Source organism: Flavobacterium sp. CECT 9288, assembly GCF_918731615.1.
GTDB lineage: Bacteria > Bacteroidota > Bacteroidia > Flavobacteriales > Flavobacteriaceae > Flavobacterium.
Window position 1 is genome coordinate 959,687 of record NZ_OU957226.1, and the last position, 13,287, is coordinate 972,973.

Sequence of the window (13,287 nt, forward strand, 5' to 3'; positions counted from 1 at the left end):
ATAAATTGAAAAATAATAAAGTTTTAATAATTACCTATTATTGGCCACCGGCGGGAGGACCAGGAGTACAGCGTTGGCTTAAGTTTGTAAAGTATTTACCAGATTTTGGCGTTCAGCCAGTTGTTTATATTCCGGAGAATCCTACCTATCCTATTGTAGATCAAAATCTTGTAAGTGAGGTGTCAGATCAAGCAATTATTATCAAGCATAGGATTTTTGAGCCTTATCAATTGGCCTCTTTTTTATCCAAGAATAAAACTCAAAAAATGAATTCGGGGATTATTCCTAATCAAAAAAAGCAATCTTTTCTTGATAAAACTTTTCTTTGGGTTAGAGGGAATCTTTTTATTCCTGATGCCCGCGTTTTTTGGGTAAAACCATCAGTATCATTTTTAGAAAAATACATTTTAGAAAATGATATTGATACCATTATTACTTCGGGTCCGCCACACAGTTTGCATCTTATTGGATTAGAATTAAAACAAAAATTAAATCTAAAATGGTTTGCTGATTTTAGAGATCCTTGGACCACAATAGGGTATCATAAATCTTTGCGATTATCAAGTTTTGCCGCCAAGAAACATAAAGCTTTAGAGCATCAAGTTTTGAATGCTGCTGATACGGTTATTGTAACGAGTAAAACTACTAAAATGGAATTTCAAGCGATTACAAATAAACCAATTTCGGTAATTACCAATGGTTATGATACAGAGCAAGTTGAAAAACAAATTTTAGATGTCAAATTTAGCTTAGCACATATTGGTTCTTTTCTCTCTGAGAGAAATCCAAAGATGTTATGGGAAGTGCTGCTGGAACTGCTAGAGGAAATCCCTAGTTTTAAATTGAATTTAGAAATAAAACTAATAGGCGCGGTCAGTCAAGAAGTTTTAGAAACGATTTCTCAATTCGGGTTAAAAGAATATTTGAATAATCTGGGTTATGTTTCACATGCAGAAGCTATTGCGCACCAAAGAAAGTCACAGGTTTTGTTGCTAATCGAAATCAACTCTGAAGATACTAAAAGTATTATCCCAGGGAAACTTTTTGAATACATGGTTTCCAATAGGCCTATTATAGCAATTGGGCCTGAAGATTCTGATTTTGCTGAAATTATTACGAATACCAACACAGGTGTATTTTTTGACTATTCTGAGAAAATGAAACTTAAAAGAGTAATTTTAGAGTTTTATGATCAATTTTTAGAAGGAAGGTTGCAATCCAATGGAGTTGGTTTACATAACTATTCTAGAAAAAACCTTACTAAAGAATTAGTTCAATTGCTTAACAAAATATAGTAAAGTAAAGCCTGTTTGTGTTTTACAATCATTAAATAATGGGAATAGTATTAAATCAATCATTAAAGAATACCATAATTACCTACGCCGGTTTTGGGATAGGAGCATTAAATACACTTTATTTATATCCTATTTTTTTAGGTGCTACGTATTATGCTCTAGCTAATTATATTTTATCTGTTGCCAATGTGATTATGCCTTTGTTTGCAATAGGAATGCAAAACACATTAGTCAAGTTTTATTCTCAATACAAAACAGATGAGGAGAAAGCTCAGTTTTTATCCTTTACGGTTTTGTTTCCACTATTGTTATCGATTCCATTAATCTTTATTGGTTTTTTGTTTTTTGATGACATTTTATTTTTTGTTTCTAAAAAAAATCCAATTGTAAAAGATTTTATTTGGTTGATACCGTTTATAGGTTTATCAATGGCATATTTCGAAATATTTTATGCTTGGGCACGAGTGCATATGCACTCCGTTTTTGGTAATTTTATTAAAGAGGTTGGGCTTAGATTGTTGTCATTACTAGCATTAGTAGGAGTCTATTATAAGTGGATTACCATTGTAGATTTTATTTACATTACTGCTGGAATTTATTTTTTGGCACTTGTAGTCACTATGGCTTATGCTTTTTATATCAAGATGCCTAGTTTTCAAATCGCGGTACCTAAAAACGTTAAAGACATTTTAGAGTATACTTTTTATATCATTTTATCAGGTAGTGTTGCCAATTTACTTTTGGATGGAGATAAAATTATGCTTAACCAATACATGGTTATCGATAATATTGCGTATTACTCTATTGCAACCTTTATAGCGTTAGTGATATCCGTTCCTAGTCGAGCCATGCATCAAATTGTTTATCCGATTACTGCAAAATTAATGCACGATAACAAACTCACGGAGTTGAATGTATTGTATAAAAAAACATCTATAAATCTGCAAGTTGTTGGTGGCTATGTCATGCTAGGTATTTTTGTTAATATTAATCAGTTGTATGAAATTGTTCCGAAGGAATATAGTGGAGGAATATTAGTGGTTTTTATGATTGGAATTTCTAAGTACTTTGATTTAATTCTAGGGAATAATAATGCAATCATTTTCAATACAAAATACTATCGTGCCGTTTTATTTTTAGGTGTATTTCTTGTAGTGGTAGCCATTGGTTTAAATGCTATTTTTATTCCTCTTTACGGGATTATGGGTTCTGCATTTGCTACATTGGTTTCTATAACATTGTACAGTATCGCTAAATTGCTTTTTGTTGTCAAAAGATTGCACTTATATCCTTTTACAAAGCAAACTTTACATTCACTAGCAATAACATTTTTGTTGTTTCTTATGTTTTATTTTTGGGATTTTCCTTTTAATCCTATTTTAAATATTTTACTAAAATCAATCTTGATTACAGTATTGTATGTTTATGTTAATTACAAATTTGTTGTTTCAAATGAGATCAATGATGCTATAAATATGGTTCTCAAAAAAATAAAATTTTTGTAAAGATTAATCGCAACTGTGAACTCTAATTTTATAGGATACTAGTCTATTTCTTGTTATTAAATTTTTCTTGTATTTCTAGTTTGAATTTTTCATTAAAAATAATTGAAATATCACTAAAAGTGGGTATTGTTGGTGTGTGATTAAGATGGTAATTTTGTGGTGCATTATAAAATAATATAAAGTACAAAAGGACTCATTTAAATGATACATACAACGTCACAAGCAGAAAGTTCAAATGCTAACTTGGTTAAATTTTCTAATCTTTTGAAAGGAAAAACGAAAGAAGGATTTGTAGTCGTAGAACGCAATGATAAACTTCCTTATGCGGTATTATTGAAAAAGAAAAAGAAAGTAAACCACATCTATAATTTTGCAATTTTTTGTGCAACTTTAGGGTTATGGTCTTTTGTATGGATTTACATTACGCAAGTTTCATCAAAAGCTAAAAAGATTTTAATATCGATTGATGAGGATGGAAATCCATTTGAAGAAAAATGCTACATGGGATAATTTTTATTATTTTTGAAATCAATATTCAAATATTTTAATAGACTCATTATGAAATGTAAATTACTTATCCTTGCAGCTGTGCTGTTTAACATTAGTATTGCTGTTGCACAATCTCCTGGAGAAATTGATAGTAAAGAACGTATCACTATCAGTGATGATGTAGATTCTCCAAAAAAGAACAACTTTAAAATCAGTTTAACCAGTTTAATTTTTGGAAACTATCAGTTGCAATACGAAAGAAGTCTTACTAAGCGCATTGGACTTGTTGTAGGGTATAGTTTTATTCCAAAAGGAGCAGTTCCATTTAGAACACAATTAAATGACTTAACAGCAGATAGCGAAGATACTCAAGGTATTTTTGAAAATGCAGAATTGGGTTACAAAGCTTTTACTCCAGAGATTAGATTTTACTTAGGAAAAGGATACGGAAAAGGTTTTTATGTAGCTCCATTCTACAGAAATGTAAGGTATGATATTACCAATGTAAATTTCACTTTTAGTAGTGAACCTGCAGGAGTAACAAAGCAAAATCTTGCAATGGGCGGTGAATTGACTGCTAATTCCTTTGGATTACAGCTTGGTGCACAATTTCATTTAGGGAAACATATCATCCTTGATTGGTGGATCGTAGGTCCTCATTATGGTACTTCAAAAGGTGATTTTGTGGGAATAACGGATAGAAACTTAACAACTTTTGAACAGCAAGAGTTGAAAAAAGAACTAGATAACATTGAACTTCCATTATCTGATATAAAAACAGAGGTTAATGCTCGTGGTGCTAAGATCATTGTAAGTGGCCCATGGGGTGGTGTAAGAAGCGGAATTAGCTTAGGATACCGATTCTAAATAACTTATTGCAAATATTAAAAGCCGATATACTTGAAAAAGTATATCGGCTTTTTTATTATTTTAGAACTGCTTTTAAATAGGTTCCAGTAATAGATTCTTTATTTTTCACAACCTGCTCTGGAGTACCAACCGCTAATAATTTTCCGCCATTTTCTCCACCTTCGGGACCAAGATCAATTAACCAGTCGGCACATTTAATCAGATCAAGATTGTGTTCAATTACTATTATAGAATGTCCTTTCTCAATTAAAGCCTCAAAGGAAGCTAATAATTTCTTGATGTCATGAAAATGTAAACCGGTTGTTGGTTCATCAAAAACAAATAAAGCTTTGTCTTTTGTGGCACCTTTTACTAAAAATGAAGCCAGTTTTATACGTTGTGCTTCTCCGCCAGAAAGGGTAGAGGATGATTGTCCTAATTGTACATAACCCAAACCGACATCCTGAAGAGGTTGTAGTTTTTGAGTTATTTTAGTTTGTTTCTGAGCTGTAAAAAAAGCAATTGCATCATCTATAGTCAAGGTTAGAATTTCATGAATATTTTTCCCTTCAAACGCTACCTCTAATACTTCTTTTTTAAATCGTTTACCGTGGCAGGTTTCACATGGCAATTGCACATCAGCCATAAATACCATCTCTACGTTGATAGATCCTTCTCCTTTGCAGGTTTCGCAGCGCCCACCATCAACATTAAATGAAAAATGTTTAGCTTGGTATCCTCTTACTTTTGAAAGTTTTTCTTTGGCATACAAATCCCGAATGTCGTCATACGCCTTAATATACGTTACCGGATTTGAACGTGAACTTCTACCTATAGGATTTTGATCTACATATTCGATATGTTTTATTTGCGAAAACGAACCTGATATTTCTGAGAATTGTCCCGCTTTCTCTCCAATATTTTCTAGCTTTTTTTGCATAGCTGGAAAAAGAATTTTCTTTACCAGTGTACTTTTTCCACTACCTGAAACACCTGTAATGACCGTTAACACATCTAGCGGAAATGTAACATCAATATTTTGTAAGTTGTTTTCTCGAGCTCCTTTAATTTCTATGAAGTTCTTAAACTGTCGGCGTTTTTTTGGTACCGAAATTTCTAAATCACCATTCAGATATTTTGCAGTAAGTGAAGTTGATTTTAATATCTCGTCAAATGTTCCTTGAGCCACTAAATTTCCACCAAGACTTCCAGCTTCGGGGCCAATGTCTATAATCATATCAGCCGCTTTCATGATATCCTCGTCATGCTCTACAACAATTACAGTATTACCTAAGTCGCGTAAAGAAAGCAGAACTTTTATTAGTCTTTCGGTATCTTTTGGGTGTAACCCGATGCTTGGCTCATCCAAGATATACATAGATCCTACCAGGCTGCTGCCAAGTGAAGTAGCTAAGTTAATACGTTGTGATTCACCACCAGACAGTGTGGCTGAGTTTCTATTGAGTGTTAAGTAATCAAGACCTACCTCGGTTAAAAAAGACAATCTGTTGTTGATTTCAATAAGTAATCTGTTGGCTATTTGTTTTTCATAAACGTTTAATTCTAAGTTTTTGAAAAAAGTAACCAAGTGCTTGATAGGCAAATCAACCAAATCAGAAACTGTTTTTTGATTAATCTTAACATAAGAAGCTTCTACACGCAGCCTTTTTCCCTTACATGCGGTACACTTTGTCTTGCCTCGATAGCGAGAAAGCATCACTCTATTTTGGATTTTATAGTTTTTTTCTTCAAGCTCTTTAAAAAAATCATTTAAGCCTTGAAAATAACCATTTCCTGTCCAAAGAACTTCTTTTTGTTCTTCAGTAAGTTGATAAAAAGGTTTGTGAATGGGAAAATCAAATTTGTAAGCTTTGTTAACTAACTCGTCACGATACCAACTCATACTATCATCACGCCATGGAAAAATAGCATTTTCAAAAACAGATAAAGTAGTGTTAGGAACAACTAGTTCAGCATCTATACCAATAACGTTTCCGTAGCCTTCACACACTGGGCAGGCGCCATAAGGATTATTGAAACTAAACAAATGTACATTTGGTTCTAAAAAAGTGATGCCATCCAGTTCAAAATTATTTGAAAAAGTATGTTTGATATGGGTGTTTAATTCTTGTAAGTAGCAAACGCCTTTCCCTTCAAAAAAAGCAGTTTGAACTGCATCGGCAAGGCGGTTGTAAAATTCTTCTTCAACTTCGGGATCTTGGTTAACCACAATACGATCCACTATTAAATAAATTTCTTTATCGTTTATAGCTTCAGGAACAGCATCTAGCCTAATCATTTCATTGTTTACCAATATTCTAGCAAAACCCTGTTGCAAAAGAACATTAAGCTTGTCATGTATTTTTCTGCCTGGTTCTAAATGAATGGGAGCTAATAACAACCATTTACTGTTTTGTTCTAGCTTTTTTACCGCATTTACTACATCAGTAACTGTGTTTTTTTTGACTTCAGCACCAGAAACTGGGGAATAAGTGCGTCCTATTCTTGCAAAAAGTAATTTTATATAGTCGTAAATTTCAGTAGAGGTGCCCACTGTAGAACGGGCATTTGTAGTGTTGACCTTTTGTTCAATGGCAATAGCTGGAGCAATACCTTTAATATATTCTACCTTTGGTTTATCGAGCCTGCCAAGAAATTGACGGGCATAAGAGGATAAGCTTTCTACATACCTACGCTGTCCCTCGGCGTACAAAGTATCAAATGCTAAGCTTGATTTTCCAGATCCAGAAAGACCTGTAATAACCACTAGTTTATTTCTAGGTATAGCAACATCCACGTTTTTTAAATTGTGTACTTGCGCTCCTTTTATAATGATATTTTTCTTTGGGTCTAATTTAGAAAGGTCAACTTGCATAAAAATGATAATTTTTACAAAAGTAATCAATTTTGAACAGAGATTTCAGGATGAACAACTCACAAATAATGATTAAAAATGAGGTTTAAAAGTCAATTTTGGCCTTGTATGGTAATTATGTTTTCCATCCGATAAATAAGTACTATTTTTAGATTTATTTTTGACAAAACAAACAAACGCTACCATTGAAAACAAAGTTATACTTTATTCTTTTTTTATACTGTTTTTGTGCCTTCTCACAAGAGTTGCCGCCTATTGTAAAATATAGTTCTTCAACCTATGGCGCAGGAAATCAAAACTGGATGATTTCACAGGATAAAAAACAATTTATTTATCTAGCAAATAATGACGGACTACTCGAGTTTAATGGGTCTAACTGGGAACTGTATCCGTCCCCAAACGAAACTATTATACGATCTGTTAAGGTTATAGGGAATAAGATTTATTCTGGTGCCTACATGGAATTTGGTTTTTGGAAACGAATGTCCAACGGGAAACTTAAATACTATTCCTTAAGTAAGAAAATTAAATACAAAATTCTTGATGATGAACAGTTTTGGAATGTTTTAGATTTTGAACAATGGGTTGTTTTTCAGTCTTTAAATAGAATGTATATTTATGATACTAAGACAGATACTTTTAACATCATTAGTCCCAAAAACAACATTACTAAATCTTTTCGTACTAAAGATGCTATTTATTTTCAAATAGCAAATGAAGGTCTTTTTGAAATAGAAAGTGGTACGTATCGTCTTGTAACCAATGATCAAATTGTATTGCAAAATAAGATGGTAAATATTTTTGCTGATGATGATGGACTTCTTTTACAAACGCAACAAAATGGTTTTTTTAAACTTATTGATAAACGTTTGAGAAAAATTAAAACTGATGTGGACAATGAATTTGCTACAGGTAATGTGTATTGCAGTCAGAGGTTAAGTGACGGAAGTTTTGCCTTAGGAACTATTTCAAATGGTGTTTTTATACTTGATTCAACAGGTAAATTGAAATTTCATATCACTCAAAATAAAGGTTTGAGTAATAATACTGTTTTATCACTCTATGAAGATGTTGATCAAAATGTATGGTTGGGACTTGACAATGGTATCAATTGTATCAATTTGCGTTCGCCCATTCAAAATTATAGTGATGATACAGGAATATTGGGGACTGTTTACACCTCTTTAAAATGTAACGGGAACTTATATGTAGGAACAAATCAAGGATTGTTTTTTAAAAAGGATTCTGTACAGGAGGAATTTCGTTTTGTGAGTGGTACTAAAGGTCAAGTTTGGTCTTTATTTGAACATGATGGTACACTTTTTTGTGGCCATGATTCAGGAACATTTATTGTTGAGAATGGAATGGCTAAGAATATTTTTTCGGCCTCTGGAACTTGGAAATTTGAGGCGTCTCCAAATGACAAAGCACATCTTTTACAAGGAAATTATTATGGTATTTCAGTTTTAGAAAAAAGAAATAATCAATGGAGTTTTAGAAATAAAATCAAAGGTTTTAATTACTCATCTAAGTATTTTGAGATTTTAAAAAATTCAGATATTTACGTAAGTCATGAATACAAAGGAGTTTTTAGACTGGAACTTGATAAAGATCTATTGAAAGTAAAACGAGTGCAGGCTTATAAAACACCTCAAAAAGGGAAAAATGCAAGTTTAACTACCTTTAATAATGATGTTTATTATGCTAACAAAGCAGGCATTTTTAAACTGAATCAAAAAACTAAACAGTTTATAAAGGATACTATACTGAGTACTGTTTTTGAAAAAGATGAATACACATCTGGTAAGTTAATTGTTGACAATTCTAACAAGATTTGGTTGTTTTCAAAGAATTACATTCATTATTTTTCGCTGAGTAAATTTAGCAAGCAACTTACGCAAAATGTAATTCCCATACCATCAGCTTTAACAAACTCTATGTTGGGATATGAAAATATAACTCAAATTTCTCACTCCAATTATTTAATAGGAACAACGGATGGATATTATATTTTAAATTTAAATGAATTAGGTTTAAAGAATTACAACATTTCATTATCAGGAATAACTACAAATAAACAAAACGAATCGTTTCAAAACCAAAGTATTCTAAGTGAGGGAAGTTTTAATCATGATGAAAATAACATTACAGTTTTTTATGCTGTACCAGAGTTCAATAAATATATAAATGTCGAGTTTCAGTACTTACTGGAAGGGTTTCAAGAGGAGTGGAGTGAATGGAGTGCCAAATCATCCGTTAATTTTAAGAATTTACCTCCGGGGAATTATACCTTAAAAGTTAGAGCAAAATATGCTAATTCTACTTTAGATAGTACCATATCCTATTCGTTTAGAATAAACAAACCTTGGTATTTTACTCATGTTGCACTTTTGATTTATTTAATTGTGCTGGTCTTTGCAGCAAGATTTATACACAAGGCTTACAAACGCTATTATCAACAATTAGAAAAAAAATTAATAGAGGAAAACAATCTGTTATTAGAAATAAAAGAGTTGGAGAACGAGCAAGAGGTTATGCGAATAAAAAATGAGCAACTTTCTCAAGTAGTTGATTCAAAAAATAAAGAATTGGCCGCATCTACAATGAGTTTGAATAGTAAAAATGAGTTGTTGGCTTTTATCAAAGAAGATTTGAAAAAAACAAGTGAGGATGGCAATAAAAGTATAAAATCTGTAATTTCTACTATAAATAAAAACATCAATGAAGGAGATAGTTGGAGTATTTTTAAAGAGGCATTTGATAGTACCGATAAAGATTTCTTGAAAAAAATGAAGGCGGCGCATCCTACATTAACTCCAAATGATTTAAGATTATGTGCTTATTTAAGGCTTAATCTATCCTCAAAAGAAGTTGCCCCTTTATTGAACATATCGGTACGAAGTGTTGAGATAAAACGATATCGTTTGCGTAAAAAAATGGAATTGTCTCATGAGCAAGGACTTGTAGAGTACATTTTATCTGTATAGGTTGCAGTTTTTTGGGTCAAAAAAACTATACATTACCACAACATTAACGTTGTCGTTGATTTTTTTTGGGGATTTAAGATTTTATTAAGATTTAGATTTCACAGCAAATTAGGTGATAAATTGAGAAATCATCAGTAATACTACTTTTTTTTTGCTTTGTATGTTTTTTGTTGTGGTTCTAATTTACTAATTAGCACTCTTTAGGTGTTAATTTTATAATTCACAAAAAACATAAATTATGAAGTCAAACTATCTATTAATCTTATTTCTATTTATTACCACTGTAGGTTTTTCACAAGGGTATGATGTAGGAGGTGTTGTCAAAGAGGCAAGTTCTGGTTTACCAATACCAGGGGTAAATATTCAAGTAAAAAATTCTTCATCAGGAACCACTACAGATTTTGATGGTCGTTTTTATGTAAAAGGCGTTTCGCCTAATTCCGTTTTAATATTTTCTTTCGTAGGTTTTAAAAGTGTAGAATATAAGGTTACACAAGCCACACAGAACCTTTCTATTGTTTTAAAAGAAGATGCAAATACATTAGATGAAATTGTTGTCATAGGTTATGGATCACAAAAAAAGCGAGAAGTAACAGGAGCAGTTTCTGTTGTAGATAGCAAAACACTTGAGGTATTAAAACCAGTTAGAGTGGAACAAGCATTGCAAGGAACCGTGTCTGGAGTAAATGTTACCTCTACATCTGGAGCACCTGGAGCAGCTTTAGATATAAGAATTAGAGGTATTGCTACGAATGGAGAAAATAGACCTACTACTATTATAGATGGTTATGTTGGCGAGTTAGGCTTACTAAATCCTAATGATATAGAAACGATTACGGTATTAAAAGATGCTCAAGCTGCCATTTATGGTACTATTGGTGCCAATGGTATTATCTTGATTACAACCAAATCAGGTAAAAAGAATACTAAATCCAAAATAAGTTATAACGCTTACACTGGTTTTCAAGAAACTTCAAGAAAGTTACCTATGCTTAATGCAACCGAGTATGCTTTGTTGCTTAACGAAAGTTATGCTAATGGTGGTAACGCAATTCCTTTTCCAAATGTATCAGGTTTGGGTAAAGGTTCCGACTGGCAGAATGAAATTTTTAGTACTTCAGTTCCAATAATCAATCATGATATTTCTTTCTCTGGAGGATCTGATAAAATAACCTATGCAGTAAGTGGTTCTCATATTGATCAAGAAGGGATCATTGGAGAAAAAAAATCAGGCTTTTTAAGAAATACTGCAAGAATTGCACTTGGTGCTGATGTTACTGATAGATTGAAATTAAAAACGAATGTTATTTACACTTATTTTACCAGAAATACACTTAATGAAGGTGGTTTAGGCTCAGTGTTATTTAATGCGTTGAATATGCCGTCTACACTAAAACCGTATGATGCTAATGGTGATTTTACTCTTGCTGGTACGGGTCTTGGTAACGAAATAATAAATCCTTTAGCTCAAATTGCAAATACCTATAACGATTATAATTTCAAAAAACTAAATGGTAATTTTGGTTTAGATTACAAACTATTTAAAGATTTTGTGATTACTACTTCACTAGGATTTAATACGTCTAATAGCGAGTCGAAGACATTTTCTAAACAAATCAGTTATGGAGGAAAAGTTTTTGATGTACAAAGAAGTTCTGTAACTCAAGGTGCTATAAACGACAATAATTATTCATTTGATATTTACGGTACCTATACTAAGAAAATTGCCGATGCGCATAATATCACAGCAACTATAGGTAACACTATTTTTAAAGAGTACGGTAATGGTTTGTTTGCCACAGGTTTTGATGTTCCTTATAATTCATGGGAATTTGCTGATATTGCTCTAACTAGAGGAATAGCAACTTTTGTCACAAACAGTTCCTACAATTATGATGAACGTAGACTTTCTTATTTTGCAAGAGGTCAGTATGATTATAAAGGCAAGTACCTTTTCTCGGCAATGATTCGTCGTGATGCTTCTACAAAATTTGGACCAGGAAACAAAGTGGCTTACTTCCCTTCATTTACAGCTGGTTGGGTAGTATCTGATGAGAGTTTCTTTGGACAAGATAAGTTTGTTAATTTCATGAAATTTAGAGGAAGTTACGGAACTTTAGGAAACGATCAAATCCCTAACAATGGATATATTTCTCAATTAAATGGTGAGGCAACTTACGTTTTTAATGATGTGTTAGTGAATGGTTTTGCTGTAGGGCAAATTCCAAACGCTAATTTGAAATGGGAAGAAGCTCGCAAGTTTGATATAGGTTTGGATTTACGATTTCTTCAAAACAAAATATCATTTGTAGCCGATTATTTTATTGACACAAGAGCTGATTTGTTAATTCCATTTATTCCTGTTTCTGGTATCAATGGTGCTGCTGCACCAGGATCTAATGCACCGACAATTAATGCTGGTACGGTTAGAAATACTGGTTTAGAGCTAGCTCTAGATTATAAAAATAAGTTTTCAGATTCCTTTTCTTTAAGCGTAGGATACAATGTTACTTTCTTGAAAAACGAAGTGCTAGAGGTGAACAATGGTATTGGGTATCTTGAGGGAGGATCCTTTGGAGTTGGCCAACCACCACCACCATCAAGAATGGAAGCAGGTAGACCAATTGGTTATTTCTACGGCTATAAAACTGATGGAATTTTTCAGAATCAAGCCGAAGTAAGTGCGCATCCATCTCAATTATCATTAGGAGCAGAAGCAAGTCCGGGTGATTTAAGATTTGTTGATGTAAATGGTGATGGTGTTTTAAATGCCAGTGATAGAACTAACATAGGTGATCCAATTCCTGAGGCTACAATGGGTTTCAATGTTCAAATGAACTATAAAAATTTTGATTTTGCCATGTATACTTTTGCCTCTGTAGGCAATGATATGGTTCGAAATTATGAAAGAAACCTAACAGATGTTAACAGACTGAATTATGTTTTAGACCGTTGGACAGGCGAAGGAAGTACAAATAGCACTCCTAGAGTTACTACAGGTGCAACAGGTAACTCTAATTTTTCAAGTTTCTTTGTTGAAGATGCTTCGTATGCAAGAATCCAAAACATACAGTTAGGATACGCTCTTGAAAATAAGTTTATTGAAAAAGCTGGTCTTTCAAAAGTTAGGTTGTATGCCGGTGTAAACAACTTGTACACTTTTACAAAATACAAAGGTTTTGATCCAGGGGCATCTAGTGGAGCTCCATTGGGTGGAGGTATTGACAATGGTTTTTACCCTATTCCAAGAACGTACTTGTTAGGTTTGAACATTAATTTTTAATCTG

7 protein-coding genes are annotated in these 13,287 nt (G+C 32.6%); 6 read left to right on the forward strand and 1 reads right to left on the reverse strand.

The window, feature by feature from the left end:
- Positions 1-5 precede the first annotated feature (5 nt).
- The 4 genes from LQ189_RS04280 (at position 6) to LQ189_RS04295 (ending at position 4,156) form a co-directional block, all read left to right on the forward strand.
- Positions 6-1,295, forward strand: coding sequence for a glycosyltransferase family 4 protein (locus LQ189_RS04280; RefSeq protein WP_230154502.1), 1,290 nt, complete (start codon positions 6-8; stop codon positions 1,293-1,295).
- 38 nt (positions 1,296-1,333) lie between these two features.
- Positions 1,334-2,800 (forward strand): lipopolysaccharide biosynthesis protein, encoded by a 1,467-nt coding sequence (locus LQ189_RS04285; RefSeq protein ID WP_230154504.1) that lies wholly within the window; start codon positions 1,334-1,336, stop codon positions 2,798-2,800.
- Positions 2,801-3,001: 201 nt separating this feature from the next.
- Complete coding sequence (locus tag LQ189_RS04290; protein WP_086455536.1) at positions 3,002-3,310, forward strand: hypothetical protein; 309 nt, start codon at positions 3,002-3,004, stop codon at positions 3,308-3,310.
- A gap of 48 nt (positions 3,311-3,358) precedes the next feature.
- Entirely contained in the window at positions 3,359-4,156 is a 798-nt protein-coding gene (locus tag LQ189_RS04295; protein WP_230154506.1) for a DUF3575 domain-containing protein, read from the forward strand.
- A 58-nt stretch (positions 4,157-4,214) separates the two neighbouring features.
- Here the strand turns inward: LQ189_RS04295 and uvrA are convergent, their stop codons facing one another.
- Positions 4,215-7,013, reverse strand: coding sequence for an excinuclease ABC subunit UvrA (gene uvrA / locus LQ189_RS04300; protein ID WP_230154515.1), 2,799 nt, complete (start codon positions 7,011-7,013; stop codon positions 4,215-4,217).
- A 185-nt stretch (positions 7,014-7,198) separates the two neighbouring features.
- On the opposite strand from uvrA, the gene LQ189_RS04305 reads away from it, so the two are divergent.
- Both LQ189_RS04305 and LQ189_RS04310 read left to right on the forward strand, forming a co-directional pair.
- Positions 7,199-10,000: a triple tyrosine motif-containing protein gene (locus tag LQ189_RS04305; RefSeq protein ID WP_305070272.1), complete on the forward strand. Its 2,802-nt coding sequence runs from the start codon at positions 7,199-7,201 to the stop codon at positions 9,998-10,000.
- A 238-nt stretch (positions 10,001-10,238) separates the two neighbouring features.
- Complete coding sequence (locus LQ189_RS04310; protein WP_230154517.1) at positions 10,239-13,283, forward strand: TonB-dependent receptor; 3,045 nt, start codon at positions 10,239-10,241, stop codon at positions 13,281-13,283.
- Positions 13,284-13,287: the final 4 nt, after the last annotated feature.

Coding starts and splice junctions, on each gene's coding strand:
- LQ189_RS04285 (WP_230154504.1), top strand. CDS start 1,334: ATGGGAATAGTATTAAATCAATCATTAAAGAATACCATAATTACCTAC.
- LQ189_RS04290 (WP_086455536.1), top strand. CDS start 3,002: ATGATACATACAACGTCACAAGCAGAAAGTTCAAATGCTAACTTGGTT.
- LQ189_RS04295 (WP_230154506.1), top strand. CDS start 3,359: ATGAAATGTAAATTACTTATCCTTGCAGCTGTGCTGTTTAACATTAGT.
- uvrA (WP_230154515.1), bottom strand. CDS start 7,013: ATGCAAGTTGACCTTTCTAAATTAGACCCAAAGAAAAATATCATTATA.
- LQ189_RS04310 (WP_230154517.1), top strand. CDS start 10,239: ATGAAGTCAAACTATCTATTAATCTTATTTCTATTTATTACCACTGTA.